This window comes from Sulfitobacter sp. S190 (genome assembly GCF_025141935.1).
GTDB lineage: Bacteria > Pseudomonadota > Alphaproteobacteria > Rhodobacterales > Rhodobacteraceae > Sulfitobacter.
In genome coordinates, this window is record NZ_CP081120.1 from 600,521 (window position 1) to 620,706 (window position 20,186).

Consider the following 20,186-nt stretch of genomic DNA (forward strand, 5'->3'; position numbering starts at 1 on the left):
GTTGTTCCGCCGCTATGATCGGCCCCCGCGCATGATCTGCGGAGCGGGCTCCATCTTTGCTTTGTAGGCCGCCATCCAATCGATTGTCTGATCCAGCGGCATGGGGCGCGAAATACCGAAGCCTTGGACGTGGTCACAACCCAATTGCGCCAGAAGAGCGTGTTCGCCAGCGGTCTCCACGCCCTCGGCAAGTGTTTCGATTTCCAGCTGTTCTGCCATGGTGAGGATCGCACTGATCATGCGCTGCTGGCCGGGGTCCTGATCGGCGCGGGTCACAAAGCTGCGGTCGATCTTGATGCGGCTGACGGGGAACCGTTGGATCGAGGTGATCGATGCGTTCGCTGTGCCGAAATCGTCCAGATCGATACGGCAGCCGATCTCCCCGAGGGCGCGCAGGTTGCGGGCGACAATATCGTCGGGATCCTCTGCCACCACGGTTTCGAGTATTTCCACGCACAACCGGTCGGGTGTGAGATCAAAGCGGTCGAGGTCCCATTTCAGGCGCTCCAGCAAGTGCGGTTCAGACAGGTCACTGCCGGTGAAATTGATCCCGACACAGGGCACGAAGTGACCTTCGGATTCCCAATGGCTGAGCGCGGAGAAGGCCTGATAGCACATCACCTGCATCAGCCGCGACGTCAGCCCCGCGGCTTCGATCGCGGGCAGGGTCTGGGCCGGCGACAGGACACCGCGTGTGGGGTGGGACCAGCGGGCCAGCGCCTCGAACCCGGTTATCTCACCCGTGTTTGTGCATACCTGTGGTTGGAACCACGGCCGGATTTGACCATTTTCCAGCGCGTCGGGCACTTCGTCGCACAGATCGCCGACACTGGTCGGGCCAAAGGAGTTTGTCGCACTGTAGGCGCGGATGGCGGAAGGCCCCTGCTGCGCGGCATCCTGAAGTGCACGGGCGGAATTTTTAAGCCAGGCGTGCGCCGAACCCCTGGCCTTTGCGTGTTGGCAAAACCCGACCGGCGCGGTGGCGTAGATGGCGGTGCCAGACAGCGATATGGGATCTTCGAGCGCGCTTTGCATACGAGCGGCAAGCTGGATGCAGGTTTCGATTGTCAGGGCGCGTTGGGGACCTGTTGCGATTGCGAAGCGGGCCGTATCGAGTTGACCCACCAGATCGCTTTCGCGCAGCATTCCGGCGAGCCGATCGCCCACTTGCCGCAGGACTTCGTCGGCGGCATCGTCGCCGTAGTGGTCGCGCAGATCATCGAAATCCGCGAGCTCAAGCGTATAAAGGCAGCCCTGTGCCCCCTGATCCGAAATCGTGCCATGCAGACGCCCGACTTGGCGTGTGAATTCCGCAGCACCAAGAACACGGCCTGACGATGCAGGCGTAAAGAGTGATTTGAGCACCGCGCTGCCTCCTCCTGCGAAAAAGGCGACCTGTGCCACGGCGGCGAGGACCAGCAGCGCACCCTCACCCCCAAACCAGAAGGCCGCGAGGTAAAAGGCGGGCGCGAAGACAAGGGCGGCAGGGGTGGTCAACGCAGCAACGATGCGGTTCTTGGCGCGGCGCAGCGCGGACAAGGCGGACGGTTTGGATGATTTTGGCACGGGACCCCACACGGCAGCGAACGATCAAAGACCCGGCCAGCCTAGCGCGCGCAAGTGTAATCGGTCGTTAACAGCGCAACTTTTACGTGCCCAAATTTAATTCAAATTTTCGGTGTTAGCGAAAGACCCGCGAAATCGAACAGAGCCGGATCAAGCAGATGCGACGGCCGCGCATTCATCAGGGCCCGAAACATCACCTGACGGCGACCGGGGCTGTTGGTTTCCCACCCATCAAGGATCTGCTTGACCTGTTGGCGTTGCAAACCATCCTGACTGCCGCACAGATCGCACGGAATGATCGGGTAATTCATGGCAGTCGCAAATTTTTCGCAGTCGGCTTCGGCGACATGGGCCAGCGGGCGATAGAGAAACAGATCACCCTCTTCGTTCACCAGTTTGGGTGGCATCGTGGCCAGTCTGCCGCCGTGGAACAGGTTCATGAAGAAGGTCTCCAGGATATCGTCGCGGTGATGGCCCAATACGACAGCTGTGCAGTTTTCCTCGCGGGCGATGCGGTAGAGGTTGCCGCGGCGCAGGCGCGAGCACAAAGCGCAAAAGGTCCGCCCTGCAGGCACCTTGTCCATCACGATGGAATAGGTGTCCTGATATTCGATACGGTGCGGCACCCCCATTTTGTCGAGGAATTCGGGCAATACGGTTGCCGGAAAACCGGGCTGTCCCTGATCGAGATTGCAGGCCAGCAATTCGACCGGCAGCAGTCCACGCCATTGAAGTTCGTGCAGGACGGCAAGCAGCGTATAGCTGTCTTTGCCACCCGACAGGCACACGAGCCATTTGCCGCCAGGTTCGATCATGCCGTACTGGTCAATCGCTTCGCGGGTGTGGCGCACGATCCGTTTGCGCAGCTTCTTGAATTCGGTGGTTTGTGGCGCGCCGTTGAAAAGGGCGTGGATGTCTTTGGGTTGGTCTAGCATGACGGCGATCCTGCGGGTGGGGTTGATTTTGTCTATATCACGTTAGCTCAGGAGCTAAAGCCCGCGGGGCAGGGAGGCGATATGCGATATTTCTGGATGGCGGGCGCGGTGGCGTTGTCAGCATGTGTGGGCAAGCCGGGCCTCGATGACCCCAAGTTGTCGCAAGCCGATTTCGATCTCGAGGAATATTTTGACGGACGGGTCACTGCCAAGGGCCAGTTTCAGGATGTGTTCGGCACAGTGCGCCGCCGCTTCGATGTGGTGATCAACGGCAGTTGGGATGGTGAAACGCTGACCCTTGTCGAAGATTTCGCCTATGCCGATGGCAGCACCGAACAGCGCGTCTGGCGGCTCCGGAAGACGGGGCCGGTGACCGCGGACCAGACCTGGACCGGCTTTGCCGACGGGGTGATCGGCACAGCACAGGGTCAGGAAAAGGGCGATACGTTCAACTGGACCTACAAGATCGACCTCCCCGTGCCGGACGGGACATTGCGGGTCAATTTCGACGACTGGATGTGGGATCTGGGCGGCGGCACCGTGTTGAACCGCGCCTATATGAAAAAGGCGGGGATCGACATCGGTGAGGTCATCATCACCTTTGAAAGGCCCTAGTCCTCTTTTGCGTCCGGAACAGGATCATACCCATCGCCGCCCCACGGATGACACCGCGAAATACGGCGCGCGGCCAGCAAGCTGCCTTTGAAAGCCCCGTGCTTTTGCAACGCCTCCATTGCGTAGGCGCTGCAGGTGGGTTGATAGCGGCAATTGAAACCGACCCAGGGGCTGAAGACGAGCCGATAGAACCGCACCGGCAGCGAAACGACAAAGGCAAGGGGGGTCATTTGACGACCCCGTGCAAGATGTCGAGCGCGCGTGCAAAATCCGACTTCAGTTGATCGAATGGGAGCGTTGCGGTGGTGTTGCGGCGGCCGATGAGCACGTAGTCATTGCCGGGTTTGCCCTGCCGGGGCAGGGTCAGCCGCGCAATTTCACGCAAGCGGCGTTTGGCGCGGTTGCGGGCGACCGCATTGCCGACCTTCTTGGAACAGGTAAAGCCGACCCGTATGCCGGTTGCTTCACCTTCGGGGCGCACCACCATCTGGACGATGAACCCCGGCATTGCGACCCGTTTGCCGCGCGCCGCGCGGGTGAAGTCCCGACGCTTGCGCAGGACACTGGGCTTTGGCCGCAAAGAAACCGCCGGAGACTGATCCCCCGCGGCGGTGTCGCCACTCAGGTCTGTCTCCGGCGGTGTCATAGCGTTGTCGCGATGGCGCGGATTACGCGCTCAGCGATTTCCGGCCCTGTGCACGGCGCGCATTGATGATCTTGCGGCCTGCTTTGGTAGCCATGCGCGCACGGAAGCCGTGGCGACGCTTGCGAACGAGGTTCGAAGGTTGGTAGGTGCGTTTCATCGCTCCGTCTCCATCTAGTGTCAGTTGCGGGCGGCGGATTCGCAGCCTCGCGTCATTTCAGACCCGTCCTCTAAAGCGCTGTGATGGCCAAGTCAAACCCTCAGCGCGGGTTTATTTGGGGGTCCTGCAATAAATTCGTGGTGAAACGGGGGGGATATGTTTCAAATGGCGGCCAACGCTGTCGTAAAGGCCATTAATCCAACACATCCGATCAAGCGCCCGTGAGGCGGCTGTCCTTGAGAGGCGTCAACCGTCATCTAGGGGTCAACCGACACCCCAACAGCGGGAAACCCGATATGAGTGATATGACACAGACCCCCGATACGAAATCCCCTATCGCACGCTATGCCCCGATCGCAATCATTGCTGTCGTCGCATTGGCAGGTGCGTTTTTCCTGCGCGACTATCTCAGTTTTGATGCGTTGCGCGACAACCGCGAGACGCTGCTGGCCTTTCGCGATGGCAACTATCTGCTGACCGTGCTGCTGTTCATCGCAGCCTATGTCGTCATCGTGGCGTTTTCGCTGCCGGGTGCGGCCATAGCAACACTGACCGGTGGTTTCCTTTTCGGCACAGCGTTCGGGGCGGCGTTCAACGTGATTGCCGCGACAACGGGTGCGACGCTGATCTTCCTCGCGGCGCGGTTTGGACTGGGCGAAAAATTGAAAGACCGGATGGATGCATCCGAAGGAATGGTGGCCAAGATCAAGAAAGGCATCGACGAGAACCAGTGGTCGATGTTGTTTTTCATCCGCCTTGTGCCCGCGGTCCCTTTCTTTGTCGCCAACCTGATCCCCGCGTTTCTGGCCGTACCCCTTTACCGATTTGTCGTGTCCACCTTTATCGGCATCATCCCCGGATCGCTGGTCTACACCTCCGTCGGGGCAGGGCTGGGCGAAGTGTTTGCCGCCGGTGAGACGCCCGACTTGGGCATCATCTTTGAGCCGCATATCCTGCTGCCGATCCTGGGCCTGTGCGCATTGTCGCTGTTGCCCGTTGTCATCAAGGCCGTCACCGGTAAGAAAGACCTTCTGAAATGAAACATATCAAAACCGATATCCTGATCATTGGTGCCGGATCGGGCGGGCTGTCCGTCGCGGCGGGTGCTGCACAAATGGGCGCCGATGTTGTCCTGCTCGAAGGACACAAGATGGGCGGCGACTGTCTGAACTACGGGTGTGTGCCTTCCAAGGCGCTCATCGCGACCGGAAAGGCGGCGTATGGCCAGCGTCACTCAGAGCAATACGGCGTGAAGGACGCGGCGGGTGAGGTGGATTATGCCGCCGCAAAGGACCACGTGGCCGATGTGATCGCCCAAATCGCCCCCGTCGACAGCCAAGAGCGCTTCGAAGGGTTCGGGATCAACGTGATCCGCGAATTCGGTCGCTTTATCTCGGAAAACGAGGTGCAGGCGGGCGATACCGTGATCAAGGCGCGGCGGATCGTGATTGCGACAGGGTCGAGCCCGCTGGTGCCGCCTATCCCCGGACTGGACAATGTGCCCTTCGAAACCAACGAAACGCTGTTTGATCTGCGCGAGAAGCCCGATCACTTGCTGATTGTCGGCGGCGGCCCCATCGGGATGGAAATGGCGCAGGCCCACATCCGCATGGGCATGAAGGTCACCGTGATCGAAGGTGGCAAGGCGCTGGGCAAGGACGATCCCGAGATGGCGCAGATCGTGCTGGACACGTTGCGCGCCGAGGGCGTCGAGATTGCAGAGGATGCGAAAGCCAGCGAAGTGCGCGGCACTAAGGGCGCCATCGAAGTGGAAACGGAAGACGGCCGTGTGTTCAAGGGCAGCCACCTGCTGATGGCCGTGGGTCGCAAGGCCAATACCGACAAGCTGGATCTCGAAAAGGCGGGCATCAAGCCAACTCGAAACGGCATCAAGGTCGACGACAGCCTGCGCACGACCAACCGGAAGGTCTATGCCATCGGGGACGTGGCCGGCGGGCTGCAGTTTACCCATGTAGCGGGCTATCACGCCGGGGTCATCATACGGTCGATGCTTTTCGGTCTGCCGTCGAAGGCAAAGACAAGCCATATTCCGTGGGCGACCTATACAGACCCCGAACTCAGCCAGGTCGGACTGACGGAGGCGCAGGCGAAGAAAAAGCACGGACCGTCGCTGGAGGTTGTGCGGTTCCACTACAGCCACAACGACCGGGCCATCGCGGAGCGCAAGACCAAAGGATTCATCAAGGTGATGGTCGTCAAGGGGCGCCCCGTCGGCGCGTCGATCGTCGGGTATCAGGCGGGCGAATTGATCAATCTGTGGGCGCTGGCCCTCGCCAATAATATGAAAATGAGCCAGATCGCTGCGATGGTCGCGCCCTATCCTACGATAGGTGAGGTCAACAAACGTGCCGCAGGTGCCTATTTCAGCCCGCGGTTGTTTGAAAGCGACATGGTCAAGCGTGTTGTGGGCTTTGTGCAGCGGTTCATTCCGTGATTTTCTGCGCGGGGTCCGGTGGTTGGCGTGCGCCTTGCGGCGACACCCCGCCCGCCGGCCCCGACATCTTTGGATAAGGACGCCATGATCAACTCACTTTCCGGCCGCCTGCTGATCCTGACCACGATCTTTGTGATGATTGCGGAAATCCTGATTTTCGTGCCGTCGATTGCGCGGTTCCGCGAGGACTACATGCTCAACCGGCTGGAGCGGGCGCAGATCGCCTCACTGACGCTGCTGGCCGACGACATGATCGACGACGCCCTCGAGGCAGAGCTGCTTTTGAATGCCGAAGTGTTCAACGTCGTCTTGCGGCGTGACGAGGTCCGCCAGCTTGTTCTGGCATCGCCGATGCCGCAGGAGGTGGGGGCGACGTTCGATCTGCGTGACGGGTCTGCGCTGATACTGGTAAGGGATGCAGTCAACCGCTTGCTCACGCCCGGCAACGAGATGATTCGCGTGATCGGCAGCCCTGTCCGCGAGGCGGGGTCTCTCATCGAGGTGACAATGGAGGCAGGGCCGCTGAGGTCCGCGATGATCGACTACGGATTGCGCATTCTGGCGCTGTCGGCTGTCATTTCGGTGATTACCGCATTGTTGCTGTTTGCGGCCATGCGCATCTTTCTGGTCCGCCCGATCAAGAACGTGGTGGGCGCGATGCAACGCTACGCCGCCGCGCCCGAAGACGCGCGCCGCATCATTGAACCTGCGGCAGGTGTGACGGAGCTGCGTGAAGCCGAAGAGGCGCTGCGCAAGTTGCAGACCGATCTGACCCAGGCGCTGCGCCAGAAGGAACGGCTGGCGCAACTTGGCTCTGCGGTGAGCAAAATCAGCCACGATTTGCGCAATATCCTCACGTCCGCGCAACTATTCACCGACCGCATCGAAGCGTCGGAAGATCCGGTTGTGGCGCGCATGGCGCCCAAGCTTGTGGGGTCGATTACCCGCGCGGTGCATCTGTGCGAATCTACGCTGGCCTTTGGCAAGGCCGAGGAGCCAAGCCCCACCCTGTCACAGGTGCGTCTGGCCGATCTGGCCGATGAGGTGATCGAGGGGGAACGGCTCGCCGTTGGTGATTATGATCTGACCTTCGATACGGAAATCCCGCGTCAGCTGTTTATCCGCGCCGACCCCGAGCAGATGTACCGCGTATTGGGAAATCTCATGCGAAATGCGCGACAGGCCATCATGGCGACAGGCGATCCCGGTGAAATACGCATCGAGGCGGTCGAGACGGTCGATGCATGGCTCATTGAGCTCATTGATTCCGGCCCCGGTATCCCGTCGCGGGCGCAAGAGCATCTTTTCGCACCGTTTCAGGGGTCGGTGCGCAAAGGAGGCGCGGGGCTGGGGCTGGCCATTTCGGCAGAACTTGTGCGCGGGCACGGCGGGAACCTCAAGCTGCTCAAGACCGATGCGAAAGGAACCCGCTTTCTGATCAGGCTGCCCAAGGATGACGGCACGGTCTAGGCTTCCGCGGGGGAATTTTGCGCTTTGCCTGATTTTTCGAAAGAGGGGCTTGCAAACCCCGCGCCCCGGCTCTAAACCGCCCCTCAGTGGACCGATAGCTCAGCTGGATAGAGTACTTGACTACGAATCAAGGGGTCGGGGGTTCGAATCCTCCTCGGTCCGCCACTACCTTCTCCCTTTGATCTTTGCCAAATCCGGAACGGTCGATCGGGCGTTATTGCGTCGGCACTGACACGATGACCCACTGCTTTTTCACGCGGTCGGGTACGGTCCAGACGGGTTGCAGACCGTTGTCCATGACGAAACCGTCTCCTGCGGTGACGTCAAATTCCGCGCCGTCCTGCGTGCGGATCGTGGCTCCGCCCTCCAGGATATAGCAGTATTCAATCTGGTTGTTCTGCGGGCCGCGGAAAACACCGGCCGTGCTTTCCCAGATACCGGCGCGTACTGTGTCATCGGCGCCTTTGAAGTGGACCCAGACGGTGTGTCCGGGCGCGCCCGAAATTGTGACGGCCGATGTGTCTTGTCGGATGGCTTCCGGAGATTGATCTGCGAATTTGATGAGCTTTGGCATGCAGTTTCCTGACGGTCATGCGCCGTTTGTCAGCGCGTCGAGTTTATCCTTGAGAGTCATGGCGGGGGCGGCAAACGGAATGAGGCGGCGGGTAATGTCGTGCAGCGGCACGGGGGATACCGGCACGACGGGAAAGGGCAGATCATCGGGCGGGGTGCCGAGCAGTTTGCCCGACAGTGCGCGCCCCATGACAGATGTCATGGCAATGCCCCGCCCGCTGAACCCGATCCCTGCCAGGATGCCCGGCGCCGGTTCATGCATATGGGGCATCATTTCGGGCGTGACCGCGATGCGACCCGCCCATTTCCGTTCGATCGCGATATCGGCGATCTGCGGAAACACCGTGCGCAACCCGCCGCGCAAGCGACCCAAGGCAAGCGGGTCGACGTGGTCGGTGCTTCCCACACACCCGAAAATCAGCCGTTTCTCGCGGTCGTAGCGGGCATAGTAGATCGCCAGCCGTGAATCGGAGATCGTGACCGACCCGGGCAGAACAGTCTGCTGCTGCATTGCGCTGAGCGGGGCGGTGGCAATCGAGACGCTGACAAGCGGATGGAACGTTTTGGACAGGCCGGGCCACAGACCCGAGGTATAGGCATTGGTGGTCAGCACCACGTTTTCAGCGGTTATTTCGCCCTCCGGCGTCGTCGCGTGCCACTTTCCGTTTTTGCGGTCGAGCTTGGTAACCGGTGTTTTGTTATAAAATTGCGCACCGCGCGCGATCGCGGCTTTTGCGTATCCGCGCGTCAGTGACAGCGGTTGGACGTGCCCGCCCGCTGCGTGTTTGAGCGCCCATCGATAGGCCGGCGACCCACTGGCATATTCGACCGCGTCCCCGTCGATTTCTTCGATATCTGCGCCCGCTTTTTTCCACGCGCGGCCCAGTGTCCCCATGCTCTGTATGGCCTTCCGGGTGTGGGCGGCTTGCACCCATCCCGCCTGTACGGCATCGCAGTCGACATCGAATGTCCTGATATCCGAAAACAGATCATCCGCCGCTGTCAGAGTGGTACGCACCAGATTGTCGCCGTGGCGTGCGCCAAGCAGATCGCGCAGGTCATCGGGTGTTTTGCGCCAGATCGGATTGCACTGCCCGCCGCTACGCCCCGACGCGCCCCAACCGACGTCCTGCGCATCGACCACCGCCACCGAAACGCCGCGGTCGGCAAGCCCCAATGCGGTCCGGCATCCTGTAAGCCCGCCGCCTATGACCAATACGTCAACGCGTAGCGAAGACCTGTGTTTGTCGAGGTCGGGAGCCGCGTTGGCCGTCACGATCCAATGGATTTCTTCTTTGGTCAAAGCGGGCCTTTTGGGTTTTGTATTGTGAAACAAACGTATTGTATAAAAAAACTAGGTAAGGTTTGCTGAGCCGTCAACTCATTCTGTTCCGCCGATACCCGGAACAGGAATTTGTTCCGGTATACGAGATTGCAGTTTTACCATTGCGTCGAACCTGCTTTGGTAGCGCCACACGGCGCGTGTGAGCGCGGCTGAAACCGAAGGCGATTGGCAGCATGCAAAGTTCTATTGTCCACAAGCTTCTGGCCCTGTTGTCGGCCGTCAGCGCGGCCCAGCGGCCCATGACGTTCACCGAAATCGTCGACAAGACCGGCATGAACAAGAGCACCATACACCGTCTGCTGTCGATCGGCGTTGACGAGCAGATGTTGCGCTTTGACGAGCAGCGCAAAGTGTACCTGTTGGGGCCGCGGGTCTTCGATCTCGTGCGCAATGCCTACAACGGCTACGATATCCAGGCGATTGCGCTGGATGAGATGGTACGGTTGTTCGACATGTTCGATGTCAATGTGACCATCGGCGTGCCGAGCGGAAATGAAGTTGTATACCTGCGGGTTCTGGAGGCGGCTCAATCAATGGGTGGGGTCCAGAGACCGGGCATGCGTGAGCCGATCCACTGCTCTGCGTCAGGCAAGGCGTTGATGGCGTACTATCCGGAAGACGTCCTACGCTCGAACCTGAAAGACTATGTGTTCGAACGCTTCACGGAACGGACAGTCCCTGACGTCGAGACCTTCAGAAAGGAGCTGGAATTCGTACGCGCGCAGGGCTTTGGCCGGAACGACCGCGAGGAATATGATCATTTCATCGGCATCTCGTCCCCGATCTTCAACTACATGGCCGAGCCGATTGCAGTGCTGAACATTTGGGCAGTCTATCCGCGCCACACCATCGAAACCCTTGTGGGCTGGTCGGATGAGCTTATCACTTCTGCTGATCGTGTAACCGCATTGATCGGGGGCATAAGGCCAGACAGCGGTGATCTTGTATCCAGATGACCGTAGGGTAAGGTTGTGTAAATGACCAAAACGCCAAGTTTTCAAGGGTGTTGGGTCGGCAGCGCACGCGCGGTGTGCTGGTATGATAAAGCGTAGTTTTGTTGCGCTGCGACGGTGTTTGTGCATAGGAATCGTTTGACGGAAGAACGAATGCACTCGTACTCTCGCGTAACGAAACGCGGGTTTCACAATTCGAAACTTTGTGATGTCCGTCCATAATGATGAACAGGGAGAAAGAAATGAAAAAATCAACACTCGGCTTTATCGCCGGCGCGGTTGCAGCCATGACGGCAACATCGGCGTTCGCGGACGGCCACGGCGAATTGACCGTCGGCTATTTCCTCGAATGGCCCATGCCCATGATGGCCGCCAAAGCGTCCGGCGCTTATGACGAAGCGCTGGGCATGAAGGTCAACTGGGTTTCCTTCGAAACAGGTACAGCAATGTCCGCCGCGATGGCGTCCGGCGACGTTCAGATTTCGCTGTCGCAAGGTGTGCCGCCCTTCGTGGTCGCGGCCTCCGGTGGTCAGGACATTCAGGTTGTTGACGTGGCCGTCAGCTATTCCGACAACGACAACTGCGTGGTGCACGCGGATCTGGAAGTCGACAAGGACAGCGCCGGCGAATTGGCAGGCAAGAAAGTCGCCGTGCCTCTGGGCACAGCCGCGCACTACGGTTTCCTGCGCCAGATGGACCATTTCGGCATCCCGCTCGACAGCCTGTCGATCGTTGACATGCCTCCGCCAGAAGGCGCGAACGCGCTGGGCCAGAAAGCTGTCGATTTCGCGTGCGGCTACGGTGGTGGTCTGACGTCGATGAAAGAATACGGCAATGTGCTGCTGACCGGTTCCGAGAAAGAAGACCTGGGCATCCTGGTGTTTGACGTGACATCCGCACCTGCCGATTTCATCGCGGAAAACGGTGATGTTGTTGCCAAGTTCCTCAAGGTCACAGCTGACGCGAACGCCGCGTGGGCCGCAGATCCGAGCGACGAAATGATGGCCACGATTGCCGAGCAAGCGGGTATGGACGTTGAGGCCGCCAAAGGCGCGATTTCGACCATGAAATTCCCATCCATCGAAGAACAGCTGTCCGACAAATGGTTCGGCGGTGCAGCGGCTCCCTTCATGAAAGGTGTGGCTGACGTCTTTGTGGAAGCGGGTTCCATCGACAGCGCGCTCGACAGCTACGAAGGTGCGATCAACACCGGTCCGCTGGAAGCTGCTTCGAACATGTAAGCAACAGGACCGGCGCGGAGCATGCTTCGCGCCGGTCACCTCTGAACCGGGCGCCGCGCAGGGGCGCGAAGGCGGTTCACATCATTTCGTGACATACGTAAGGGGAACCGATGTCCGGGCTTTCGCTACAAGAAATTTCAATGCGGTTTGATTTGCCAAACGGCTCATCGGTGCAGGCGCTTGAAAACGTCTCGCTGGATATCAAACCGGGAGAGCTGATGAGTGTTCTGGGGCCATCGGGCTGCGGTAAGACCACGCTGCTCAATATCGTTGCGGGCTTCTTGGCCCAGACGAGTGGCAAGCTGATCCTGAATGACCATGAGATCACCGGACCCGATGCCGAACGCGGCATGGTGTTCCAGAAGGGCGCCCTTTTCGAATGGATGTCCGTGCGCGACAACGTAGGTTTTGGCCCGTCGATGAAGGGGATGCCCAAGCGCGAGAAGGCGCAGATTGTCGACCACCTGCTTGATGTCGTGGGCCTTCAGGACTTCAAGGAAAAGGCGATTTACGAATTGTCCGGTGGCATGCAGCAGCGCGTGGCCCTTGCACGGTGTCTGGCCAATGAGCCTGATGTCATCTTGATGGACGAACCGCTGGGCGCTCTGGATGCGCTGACACGCGAAAAGATGCAAAGCCTTGTGCTGAAGCTCTGGAAGGAAACCGGCAAGACGATCATTCTGATTACCCACTCCGTCGAAGAGGCCTTGTTGCTGGGCGAAAGGCTGATTGTGATGGCGCCGCGTCCGGGGCGTATTCACAAGGAATACCGCCTGCCATTTGCCGAGATGGGCGTTGATGCCGATTTGCGCGAAGTGAAGAAGCACCCCGAATTCGGTGAAAAACGCGACGAGATCCTCTCGATGATCTGGGATATGGAAGAGGAAATCATGGGCCGGACGGAGGACGCAGCGTGACCGGTCTTTTCGTACTCGCCATCTATGTCGGCATCTTTGTCGCGGCCTATTTCATTGTCACCAAAGTGATCCACCGTGCGACCGTGAAGGATTACACGTCACTCAAGACAGTGACGTTCGGGGATGAAAGTGCCGTGCGGCCAAACCGCTGGGCCGGTATCATCTCTATTCTGACTCTTTTCCTGATCTGGGGCATGTTCACCGGATCGTCATGGCTGTTCAGCTTTATGCATGCGCCCGCGCCGTTCGTCGGCACGGCCGAATTCACCTACACCGCCGAAGCAAATGGCGCGCGGGACGATGCGACCGTGACTGTGGTCGTCTATCCGCGTGAAGAAGAAGTCGATGCGCCCGAGGTCGATCCCGGAGAGGGTTTTGCCAAGAACGATTCCGCCGCGATTGCCCAATGGCGGACGGGGCTCATTCGTGTGGACAGCAACGATGAGATCAAGAAAGCGGACGGAGCCGAAGTTGTCGCCATCAATGGCCAGCCGATTGCACGTGGCCAGACGGTCAAGATTGACAGCGGTTCGGTAACATTGTCCGACAAGGGAACACCGAACTTTGCGCCGAGCCGTGGATGGCAGATGGAGCCCTTGTATCTGCCACCTCCGGAGACTGTGCTGAGCCGGACCTTCAAAGTGCTGAACGAGGGTTTCCGCGGCTTCACGTTGATCGAACACTTGGGCTATTCGCTGTTCCGCGTGGTCGCAGGGTTCCTGCTTGGCGCACTTGTCGGCATTCCGTTGGGATACGCGATGGGGCTGAGCAACTGGTTCCGTGGCTGGTTTGATCCAATCGTCGAATTCATGCGCCCCGTGCCACCGCTTGCTTTGATCCCGCTTGTGATCATCTGGTTCGGGATCGGCGAAAGCGGCAAGATTATCCTGCTGTTTCTGGCGGCCTTGTGGATCATGGCGATTGCGGCACGGTCCGGGGTTTCGGGTGTCAATATCTCCAAGGTGCACGCGGCCTACTCGCTGGGCGCAAGCAAGTGGCAAATCATGCGCCATGTGATCGTGCCCAATTCGCTGCCCGAAATCTTTACCGGTGCGCGTGTCGCGATGGGGGTCTGCTGGGGTACTGTTGTGGCCGCCGAGCTTGTCGCGGCCGAGCAGGGGGCTGGTATGATGATCATGGTCGCATCCCGCTTCCAGAATACCGACATCGTTATTCTGGGGATCATCCTGATTGGTGTCATCGGTTTTGGCATCGACATGCTGATGCGCTGGGCGGAGCGGTTGCTGGTGCCTTGGAAAGGCAAAGGGTAATTCCGCAAAGCCTTCTACACGACAATGAGCTAAGGCCCCCTCGGGGGCCTTTTTCGTTTTGCACAAGAGTTGACGCGGCGGGATCGCGCCTCATAAAATAAAACATCAGTTTTATAATTCAGAACTTTTGGGATCACTCAAATGTTGCAGACGTCAGACACGGCGGCGGATCAAATTCCGGCAGGCAAGTCGCGAGAGTGGAACTGGCATCCCGCATTGCCGATCAGCATGTCGCCGGTATTTGACGTGCCGCCACAGCCTGCCGCGGCCGCGCGATGGTTGATCGGGACCTGGACCAAACTGTCCCCGCCGGTCAGCCACATGATTTTTGCCACACTTGCCTACCTCTTCTTGTGGCCGTCCATGACGCAGATGCAGGATTTGCAGGTGAGTTGGGTCTTGCAGATTTACGGCATCAACATGGGCGCAGCGGTTTTATTGGGAACGTCCCTGCACCTCTATCTGTAACGCTTTGCGGGTCAGGACATGCGGTTGAAATTCGATGTGCGCCCGATGGAGAAAAGCGCGCGTTTCAAATTCGGCAATCAGGTCTGGGACAACGTCTATTGGTCCCTTGTCTGGGGCGCGCCGATCTGGACCGCCTGGGTGGTGGCGTATTTCCATTTGGCGGCAAATGGCTGGATACCAAAGCTCGACAGTGTTTCGGCGTCGCCGGTGTGGTTTGCGCGTTCTTCTTCGTGATCCGCTTCTGGCAGTCGTTCCACTTCTACTGGATCCACCGATTGATACACCGACCCGCGATATTCAAGCGGGTTCACCACGTACATCACCGCAACATCAACACGGGCCCCTGGTCAGGGCTGTCGATGCATCCGGTCGAACTGGTGCTTTATTTTTCGGGGATCCTGATCCATTTTGTGCTGCCTTCGCATCCGGTACACGTGATCTTTCACATGTTTTCGCTCAGCCTGGGCGCGCTTTATTCCCATGCGGGTTTTGACAAGCTGCTGGTCGCAGGGCGAGAGACGATCAAGGCAGGCTCGTTCCATCACCAGTTGCACCACCGGTATTTCGAGTGCAACTACGGGTCCGAGGAGATGCCGTTGGACCGGTGGTTCGGCAGCTTCCACGATGGCACGCCAGAAGCAACGACGCGGATCAGGGCGCGCAAAAAGCGGCTCTACGCCAACAAGTGAATGCGCGATAGCGAGCGTTCAGCGGAGGTTTTCGCCTTCGCTGCCCGCCGAGGACAGGCGCGGAACCAACGCCTTGACCAGATCGCGCATATGCAGTTCGCCCACCGGCGTGTCGCCTTGCAGCACGCGGTAGTGCAGGGTGGTATCCCCGCCCGAACGGGCAATGAGCGATTCAAGGTTGTCGCGGATATCCACGTCGCCTGCAAATTCGCTGCCGCTCAGGGGCTCCATGACCGACTTCACGCGCAACACGCGGGCCCGATTGATGTCGCTGACGAAATCCTCGATGTAGGGATCGGTCGGGTGCATCAGGATGCCTTGCGGCTCGCCTTGCTGGATCACGGCACCGTCCTTCAGGATCACCAGATGATCGGCAAGCTTGAGCGCTTCGTCGAGGTCGTGCGTGATGAAGATGATGGTTTTCTGTAGCTCGTCCTGAAGCTCGAGCAGAAGGTTCTGCATGTCGGTCCGGATGAGCGGATCAAGCGCCGAGAACGCCTCGTCCATGAGCATGATGTCCGTGTTCGCGGTCAGGGCCCGCGCGATGCCCACACGCTGCTGCATGCCGCCCGACAGCTGCGCGGGGTACCTGTCTTCGTAGCCTTGCAGCCCGACGCGGGCCAGCCATTTGGTCGCTTCGGCGTTGCGGGTGGCTTCGTCAACGCCGCGGACGGCCAGCGCCATCGCCGCGTTCTGCAGTACGGTCCTGTGCGGCAGGAGCGCGAATTTCTGGAAGACCATCGACATCTTGCCCTGACGCAAATCGCGCAGGCCATTCTCCGACAGCTTCATGACATCTTCGCCGTCGACCCAGATTTCGCCCGCGGTCGGATCGATCAACCGGTTAAGGTGCCGGATAAGCGTTGACTTGCCCGAGCCCGACAGCCCCATGACCACCGTAATCTCGCCGGCCTGCATATCGACGTTGATGTCTTGCAGGCCCAGCACGTGGGCGTGTTTTGCCAACAGGTCGTCCTTGGACGTGCCGTTGCGGACGTGGGTCAGCACATCGGCGGCGCGCGGTCCGAAAATCTTGTAGAGGCCGCGCAGGCTGACTTTGGGTTCTTTGGTCATTTCGGGGGCCTTCAGTGTTTGATGCGAGTCATGTCGACCCGGGTCAGCGCGGCTTTGGACACGCGGTCAAGGATCACGGCCAGCAGCACGATGCCAATGCCCGCAACAATGCCGACGCCCAGTTCGAGATTGCGGATACCGCGCAGGACGTTGACGCCCAGACCGGGTGCCGAAACCAGCGATGCAATCACAACCATGGCAAGGGACATCATGATCGTCTGATTGATCCCCGCCATGATGTTGGGCAGCGCAAGGGGCAGCTCGACGCCCATCAGTTTCTGGCGCGATGTCATGCCAAACGCATTTGCGGCCTCGATCACGTCCTGATCGACGAGCCTGATGCCAAGGTCGGTCAACCGGATGACCGGCACGATTGCATAGAGAATGATCGCGATGCCGTAGAGTTTGGATTCGGTCACCGAAAACAGGAAAATCAAGGGAATGAGATACACGAAGGTCGGCAGCGTCTGCAGAAGGTCGAGAATGGGAACGACGCTTTTTTGAAGCCTGTTGGACTTCGACATGGCAATACCGATGGGCACGCCAAGTGCGACCGATATCCCTGTGCAGACAAAAATGATCGAGAGGGTTTGCATCGCCACGTCGTAGTGATCGACGAGCCCCAGCAACATGATGGAAAAGGCGACAAATATCGTGACGCCGACGGACCGCGAGGCATACCACGCGATCGCCACGAGGATCGGGATCATCACGAACCACGGCACAGCGCTGAAGGTCCAGAGCGCGCCGTCAAGCAACCAGCTGAGTGGCTGTGTGATCGGGTCGAGAACCGATTTAAGAGCGGGCTTTGCGGCCAGAAACCCTTCTTCGATGCCTTTGGTCACGTCGCGGGACTGGATGATGCCCGCGCAGCTTTCGCTCAGGTTATCGAGGGACGGAAATGGAAAGAACGGCCCTTCCTGCGCTGTCCCGCTGTTTTGGGCCAGCAGATCGGCCATGGACATGGGCGCATCGGACGCACCACCTTCGCACCATTCACTCAGCCCGAGTGCCTTGAATACCCCGTCGTAAAAGGCCATCGCCCCACTCCTCGTAAAAACCCCTCCGACCGGATGGCGGAGGGGCAGTTCTTGTTTTTGGTTAGTTCAGGATTGCGGCCAGTTTTGCCTTGGCGTCATCGTTCAGCCAGTCGGCCCATGTATCTTTGTAGTTGGTCAGGAAATACACGGCCGCCTCGTCGTAGGAGGCGTTGTTGTCCAGACGCCACGCCAGCACCTCGCCCATCTGGGCGTTGGTGAAGGAGACGTTCTTCATCAGCTCGGCCACTTCGGGATTGCCTTCCACGAATGCTGCCGACGCTGCTGTGACGACCTTGGATGCAGGGTAGGCCGAAACCTTAGGGTCTGCGCAATCGACATCGCCATTACAGGCATGGGCGTCCGCGTCAAATTCGGCGACTTTGACCTGTACCATCGGGTATTTGCCCAGAACGGCCGTAGGCGCCCAGTAATAGCCGAACCATGGCTTCTTTTCATCGTATGCGGCGGCGATAGATGTCTGAAGCGTTTCGCCCGAACCGTGCTGGAACCGCTCGAGACCGGAGCCGTCGATATCAAGCGCCGTGAGGTTGTTGTTGTTGATGATGTCGCAAGCCCAGCCCGATGGGCAATCGTGGAACTTGCCACCAACCGCCGCGGGGTTGGCCATGATGCCTTCCCATGTCGTCAGTTCGGGGTTGCTTTCGGCCAGATACGCAGGGATCCACCACGCTTCGACACCGCCGTCGGACAGGACATTGCCCAGCTCGACCAGTTTGCCATCGGCCAACAGGGGCTCGTATGACGGGGTCGAATTTGCCCAGACTTCGGTCAGAATGTCAGGCTCGCCGGTTTCGGCCAGCGAGGTGAGCGCCGGGACGGTCGAGCTTGGGACTTTTTGCACCGAGCAACCGTATCCCTGTTCCATCAGGAACGTCGCGACCGCGGTCACAACGGCGGAGGATGCCCAATCCATTTCGGTGATCGAAACATCGCCGCAGTCCGCATAAGCTGCGTTCGCGCCAAGTGTCACCGTTGCGGCTGCAACCGCGCCGGTCAGAAACATTTTCATTGTAGTACTCCCTATTGGCCCCGCCCGTTTACGTACCGGCGGGTTTGTGCCGCCAAAGGAAACACGTCTGCTCCGGATTTACGAGCGGAAAACGACATCCAGTTGTCAAAAGCGACACTTTGATCACAATCACGAAATTTGAGTAGCAAGACTGGCGGTCTCAAATTTGCGCTAAGATGCCTGCGCGTCGGCTGACCCGTGGAAATGCGGTTTCGCGCTGGTCATTTGTCGCCGTGGTGGCGTAAGAAGGCGCCTTTATCCGGCAAAGCCGTAAAACGAGCGATACCAAAAAAAGGACCCCGCCATGAAGCTGATCCTGGATACCGATCCCGGCGTTGATGACGCAATGACCTATTTTTACGCCCATGCCAACGACGCCATCGATCTCGTCGCGATGACGGCGATATTCGGCAATGTCACGGTCGAGGATGCAACCCGCAATGCTCTGTGGCTGGCGCAGACGACCGGATCGGATGCGCAAGTTTACCGCGGGGCAAAGGCCCCGTTACATATTGAGGCAAATGAGCCCAGTGCGCATGTGCACGGCGCCCGCGGGTTCGGAGACGTCGATCTGGGCGCATTCGAGGCCACGCCCCAAGCAGAGGCCGCTGCCGACTACCTCGTGCGTGCGGCCCGTGAAAATCCCGGCGTGTACACGCTCTGCGCCATCGGGCCGCTCACGAACGTGGCGCTGGCCGTGCAGCAGGATCCGCACTTCGTGGAAAACCTCAAGGAGCTGGTCATCATGGGCGGTTCACTGGATGCGGGTGGCAACGTCACGGCACATGCAGAGGCAAATTTCTGGAATGATCCGCACGCCGCCGACATCGTGTTGAATGCACCGGGCGGCGGACGTGTGGTGATTGTCGGGCTCGACGTCACCACCAAGATCTCGTTCTGGCAAAAGGACTTTGATGCCTTGGCCCAGAAAGCCCCCAAAGCCGGCGATTTTCTGCGCGAGATCGGTCAATTCTATATGCGGTTCTATGAGACCGTGACAGGCAGCTACCAATGCTATCTACACGACCCGGCCGCATTGATTGCCAGCGAAAGCCCGGAGTTGTTTAAAATGGAGGCGCACCGTCTTTCTGTCGTCACCGAGGGTGACGCCATCGGAGGCATGGTGCGCCGTCAGGGCGAGGGGCGAGAATGCCACGTCTGTGTCGGTGTCGACGTGGACGCGGTTCTGGCCAAGTACAAGGAAACGGTCGCGCGCAACGCTTAGGCGCGGGCCTCTGAGGCGATGCGCGCGATAACGGCAAGCGCGTCGTCCTGTCGCCCGTCTGGGACAAACAGGTGATCGTGGTAAAAACCCGAAACCGGGTTCACCCCCATTCCGGCCGCCGCCAATGCGCTTGCGACGCGGGCGATGAAACCGACGGCTTCGAGAGCGGAATGCACGTCGAGCGTTATCATCCGGCAGGCAAACTCCCACTCAAGCCCTGCGTGCTCAGCCGTGTCGCGCGTAAGGATCAGCGTCACGCCTTCGGCTTCGTTGAACATCATGCGGGGGGTGATGCCCGCTGGAACAGCATCCGGGGCAAGCGTAACGAAAACATAGGTTTCCGGGGCGAGCTTGGCCGTCATGGTTGCCAAAAGCGTATCGAGATCGTGTTCGCCTGACATTTGCGGGTCTCCCTTGCCGGTCATGCGGTGTTCGTGCGGCCCCTTGGCACTCAGGTCAATCTTGTGACCACAGGTTGAGCAAGGATGGTCGCCAGCCCCCCCGCAGTATATGTCT

Annotated in this window: 23 protein-coding genes and 1 tRNA gene; 13 read left to right on the forward strand and 11 right to left on the reverse strand. The window is 59.4% G+C overall.

The features are described from left to right. Positions 1 to 12: 12 nt before the first annotated feature. Together K3756_RS03145 and ttcA are read right to left on the reverse strand one after the other, a co-directional pair. Positions 13 to 1,566, reverse strand: coding sequence for a bifunctional diguanylate cyclase/phosphodiesterase (locus K3756_RS03145; protein WP_259990824.1), 1,554 nt, complete (start codon positions 1,564 to 1,566; stop codon positions 13 to 15). 101 nt (positions 1,567 to 1,667) lie between these two features. Continuing rightward, on the reverse strand, positions 1,668 to 2,501 hold the full coding sequence (ttcA, locus tag K3756_RS03150) for a tRNA 2-thiocytidine(32) synthetase TtcA (protein WP_259990826.1): 834 nt from the start codon (positions 2,499 to 2,501) through the stop codon (positions 1,668 to 1,670). 81 nt (positions 2,502 to 2,582) lie between these two features. On the opposite strand from ttcA, the gene K3756_RS03155 reads away from it, so the two are divergent. Further along, a complete protein-coding gene (locus K3756_RS03155) occupies positions 2,583 to 3,116 on the forward strand; it encodes a DUF3833 domain-containing protein (RefSeq protein WP_259990828.1) in 534 nt (177 codons plus the stop codon). On the opposite strand, the gene yidD is transcribed toward K3756_RS03155, so the two are convergent. The 3 genes from yidD to rpmH are packed head-to-tail and all read right to left on the reverse strand — an operon-like array spanning position 3,113 to position 3,919. After that, the gene (gene yidD / locus K3756_RS03160) at positions 3,113 to 3,346 is read right to left on the reverse strand and encodes a membrane protein insertion efficiency factor YidD (RefSeq protein WP_259990830.1); all 234 of its coding nucleotides are present in this window, start codon (positions 3,344 to 3,346) and stop codon (positions 3,113 to 3,115) included. The genes K3756_RS03155 and yidD overlap by 4 nt on opposite strands. Next, complete coding sequence (gene rnpA / locus K3756_RS03165; RefSeq protein WP_259990832.1) at positions 3,343 to 3,762, reverse strand: ribonuclease P protein component; 420 nt, start codon at positions 3,760 to 3,762, stop codon at positions 3,343 to 3,345. Before rnpA ends, yidD begins: the two co-directional genes overlap by 4 nt. A gap of 22 nt (positions 3,763 to 3,784) precedes the next feature. Further along, on the reverse strand, positions 3,785 to 3,919 hold the full coding sequence (rpmH, locus tag K3756_RS03170) for a 50S ribosomal protein L34 (RefSeq protein WP_037911188.1): 135 nt from the start codon (positions 3,917 to 3,919) through the stop codon (positions 3,785 to 3,787). 296 nt (positions 3,920 to 4,215) lie between these two features. Here rpmH and K3756_RS03175 point away from each other — a divergent pair, with 296 nt between their 5' ends. The 4 genes from K3756_RS03175 to K3756_RS03190 all read left to right on the forward strand — a co-directional run bounded on the left by K3756_RS03175 (position 4,216) and on the right by K3756_RS03190 (position 8,009). Beyond that, complete coding sequence (locus K3756_RS03175; protein WP_259990834.1) at positions 4,216 to 4,959, forward strand: TVP38/TMEM64 family protein; 744 nt, start codon at positions 4,216 to 4,218, stop codon at positions 4,957 to 4,959. After that, positions 4,956 to 6,374, forward strand: coding sequence for an NAD(P)/FAD-dependent oxidoreductase (locus tag K3756_RS03180; protein WP_259990836.1), 1,419 nt, complete (start codon positions 4,956 to 4,958; stop codon positions 6,372 to 6,374). Before K3756_RS03175 ends, K3756_RS03180 begins: the two co-directional genes overlap by 4 nt. Positions 6,375 to 6,458: 84 nt before the next feature. Continuing rightward, the gene (locus tag K3756_RS03185) at positions 6,459 to 7,844 is read left to right on the forward strand and encodes a HAMP domain-containing sensor histidine kinase (protein WP_259990838.1); all 1,386 of its coding nucleotides are present in this window, start codon (positions 6,459 to 6,461) and stop codon (positions 7,842 to 7,844) included. 88 nt (positions 7,845 to 7,932) lie between these two features. Next, a tRNA-Arg gene (locus tag K3756_RS03190) sits at positions 7,933 to 8,009 on the forward strand. A 49-nt stretch (positions 8,010 to 8,058) separates the two neighbouring features. Here the strand turns inward: K3756_RS03190 and K3756_RS03195 are convergent. Both K3756_RS03195 and K3756_RS03200 read right to left on the reverse strand, forming a co-directional pair. Next, positions 8,059 to 8,418 (reverse strand): cupin domain-containing protein, encoded by a 360-nt coding sequence (locus K3756_RS03195; protein ID WP_259990840.1) that lies wholly within the window; start codon positions 8,416 to 8,418, stop codon positions 8,059 to 8,061. A 15-nt stretch (positions 8,419 to 8,433) separates the two neighbouring features. Further along, positions 8,434 to 9,720, reverse strand: a complete 1,287-nt coding sequence (locus K3756_RS03200) for an FAD-binding oxidoreductase (RefSeq protein WP_259990843.1) — start codon at positions 9,718 to 9,720, stop codon at positions 8,434 to 8,436. 215 nt (positions 9,721 to 9,935) lie between these two features. Between K3756_RS03200 and K3756_RS03205 the strand changes: the two genes are divergently transcribed. The 7 genes from K3756_RS03205 to K3756_RS03235 all read left to right on the forward strand — a co-directional run bounded on the left by K3756_RS03205 (position 9,936) and on the right by K3756_RS03235 (position 15,301). Continuing rightward, on the forward strand, positions 9,936 to 10,718 hold the full coding sequence (locus K3756_RS03205) for an IclR family transcriptional regulator (protein WP_259990845.1): 783 nt from the start codon (positions 9,936 to 9,938) through the stop codon (positions 10,716 to 10,718). Between the two features lie 239 nt (positions 10,719 to 10,957). Beyond that, entirely contained in the window at positions 10,958 to 11,956 is a 999-nt protein-coding gene (locus tag K3756_RS03210; RefSeq protein ID WP_259990847.1) for an ABC transporter substrate-binding protein, read from the forward strand. Between the two features lie 110 nt (positions 11,957 to 12,066). Continuing rightward, on the forward strand, positions 12,067 to 12,873 hold the full coding sequence (locus K3756_RS03215) for a taurine ABC transporter ATP-binding protein (protein ID WP_259990848.1): 807 nt from the start codon (positions 12,067 to 12,069) through the stop codon (positions 12,871 to 12,873). Then, a complete protein-coding gene (locus K3756_RS03220; RefSeq protein ID WP_259990850.1) occupies positions 12,870 to 14,144 on the forward strand; it encodes an ABC transporter permease in 1,275 nt (424 codons plus the stop codon). The genes K3756_RS03215 and K3756_RS03220 overlap by 4 nt, the downstream gene beginning before the upstream one ends. Positions 14,145 to 14,285: 141 nt before the next feature. Then, positions 14,286 to 14,612 carry a hypothetical protein gene (locus tag K3756_RS03225; RefSeq protein WP_259990852.1) on the forward strand — a complete coding sequence of 109 codons (327 nt, stop codon included), beginning with the start codon at positions 14,286 to 14,288 and terminating at the stop codon, positions 14,610 to 14,612. Positions 14,613 to 14,630: 18 nt separating this feature from the next. Then, on the forward strand, positions 14,631 to 14,846 hold the full coding sequence (locus K3756_RS03230) for a hypothetical protein (RefSeq protein ID WP_259990854.1): 216 nt from the start codon (positions 14,631 to 14,633) through the stop codon (positions 14,844 to 14,846). After that, positions 14,822 to 15,301: a sterol desaturase family protein gene (locus K3756_RS03235; protein ID WP_259990856.1), complete on the forward strand. Its 480-nt coding sequence runs from the start codon at positions 14,822 to 14,824 to the stop codon at positions 15,299 to 15,301. Before K3756_RS03230 ends, K3756_RS03235 begins: the two co-directional genes overlap by 25 nt. 18 nt (positions 15,302 to 15,319) lie before the next feature. On the opposite strand, the gene K3756_RS03240 is transcribed toward K3756_RS03235, so the two are convergent. From K3756_RS03240 to K3756_RS03250, 3 genes are all read right to left on the reverse strand, one after another. Then, positions 15,320 to 16,375 (reverse strand): glycine betaine/L-proline ABC transporter ATP-binding protein, encoded by a 1,056-nt coding sequence (locus K3756_RS03240; protein WP_259990858.1) that lies wholly within the window; start codon positions 16,373 to 16,375, stop codon positions 15,320 to 15,322. 11 nt (positions 16,376 to 16,386) lie between these two features. Further along, on the reverse strand, positions 16,387 to 17,415 hold the full coding sequence (locus tag K3756_RS03245) for a proline/glycine betaine ABC transporter permease (protein WP_259990861.1): 1,029 nt from the start codon (positions 17,413 to 17,415) through the stop codon (positions 16,387 to 16,389). A gap of 61 nt (positions 17,416 to 17,476) precedes the next feature. Continuing rightward, a complete protein-coding gene (locus K3756_RS03250) occupies positions 17,477 to 18,445 on the reverse strand; it encodes an ABC transporter substrate-binding protein (protein WP_259990863.1) in 969 nt (322 codons plus the stop codon). A gap of 304 nt (positions 18,446 to 18,749) precedes the next feature. On the opposite strand from K3756_RS03250, the gene K3756_RS03255 reads away from it, so the two are divergent. Then, positions 18,750 to 19,670, forward strand: coding sequence for a nucleoside hydrolase (locus tag K3756_RS03255; protein ID WP_259990865.1), 921 nt, complete (start codon positions 18,750 to 18,752; stop codon positions 19,668 to 19,670). Here the strand turns inward: K3756_RS03255 and K3756_RS03260 are convergent. Further along, the gene (locus K3756_RS03260; protein ID WP_259990867.1) at positions 19,667 to 20,071 is read right to left on the reverse strand and encodes an ACT domain-containing protein; all 405 of its coding nucleotides are present in this window, start codon (positions 20,069 to 20,071) and stop codon (positions 19,667 to 19,669) included. The two genes, K3756_RS03255 and K3756_RS03260, sit on opposite strands and share 4 nt — an antisense overlap. Positions 20,072 to 20,186 lie beyond the last annotated feature (115 nt).

Excerpts from the sequence above, each read along its gene's own strand:
- rnpA (WP_259990832.1), bottom strand. The coding sequence starts at position 3,762 with ATGACACCGCCGGAGACAGACCTGAGTGGCGACACCGCCGCGGGGGAT.
- K3756_RS03195 (WP_259990840.1), bottom strand. The coding sequence starts at position 8,418 with ATGCCAAAGCTCATCAAATTCGCAGATCAATCTCCGGAAGCCATCCGA.
- K3756_RS03245 (WP_259990861.1), bottom strand. The coding sequence starts at position 17,415 with ATGGCCTTTTACGACGGGGTATTCAAGGCACTCGGGCTGAGTGAATGG.
- ttcA (WP_259990826.1), bottom strand. The coding sequence starts at position 2,501 with ATGCTAGACCAACCCAAAGACATCCACGCCCTTTTCAACGGCGCGCCA.
- K3756_RS03255 (WP_259990865.1), top strand. The coding sequence starts at position 18,750 with ATGAAGCTGATCCTGGATACCGATCCCGGCGTTGATGACGCAATGACC.
- K3756_RS03260 (WP_259990867.1), bottom strand. The coding sequence starts at position 20,071 with ATGTCAGGCGAACACGATCTCGATACGCTTTTGGCAACCATGACGGCC.
- K3756_RS03180 (WP_259990836.1), top strand. The coding sequence starts at position 4,956 with ATGAAACATATCAAAACCGATATCCTGATCATTGGTGCCGGATCGGGC.
- K3756_RS03215 (WP_259990848.1), top strand. The coding sequence starts at position 12,067 with ATGTCCGGGCTTTCGCTACAAGAAATTTCAATGCGGTTTGATTTGCCA.
- K3756_RS03205 (WP_259990845.1), top strand. The coding sequence starts at position 9,936 with ATGCAAAGTTCTATTGTCCACAAGCTTCTGGCCCTGTTGTCGGCCGTC.
- K3756_RS03210 (WP_259990847.1), top strand. The coding sequence starts at position 10,958 with ATGAAAAAATCAACACTCGGCTTTATCGCCGGCGCGGTTGCAGCCATG.
- K3756_RS03175 (WP_259990834.1), top strand. The coding sequence starts at position 4,216 with ATGAGTGATATGACACAGACCCCCGATACGAAATCCCCTATCGCACGC.
- K3756_RS03225 (WP_259990852.1), top strand. The coding sequence starts at position 14,286 with ATGTTGCAGACGTCAGACACGGCGGCGGATCAAATTCCGGCAGGCAAG.
- K3756_RS03250 (WP_259990863.1), bottom strand. The coding sequence starts at position 18,445 with ATGAAAATGTTTCTGACCGGCGCGGTTGCAGCCGCAACGGTGACACTT.
- yidD (WP_259990830.1), bottom strand. The coding sequence starts at position 3,346 with ATGACCCCCCTTGCCTTTGTCGTTTCGCTGCCGGTGCGGTTCTATCGG.
- K3756_RS03155 (WP_259990828.1), top strand. The coding sequence starts at position 2,583 with ATGCGATATTTCTGGATGGCGGGCGCGGTGGCGTTGTCAGCATGTGTG.
- rpmH (WP_037911188.1), bottom strand. The coding sequence starts at position 3,919 with ATGAAACGCACCTACCAACCTTCGAACCTCGTTCGCAAGCGTCGCCAC.
- K3756_RS03185 (WP_259990838.1), top strand. The coding sequence starts at position 6,459 with ATGATCAACTCACTTTCCGGCCGCCTGCTGATCCTGACCACGATCTTT.
- K3756_RS03240 (WP_259990858.1), bottom strand. The coding sequence starts at position 16,375 with ATGACCAAAGAACCCAAAGTCAGCCTGCGCGGCCTCTACAAGATTTTC.
- K3756_RS03230 (WP_259990854.1), top strand. The coding sequence starts at position 14,631 with ATGCGGTTGAAATTCGATGTGCGCCCGATGGAGAAAAGCGCGCGTTTC.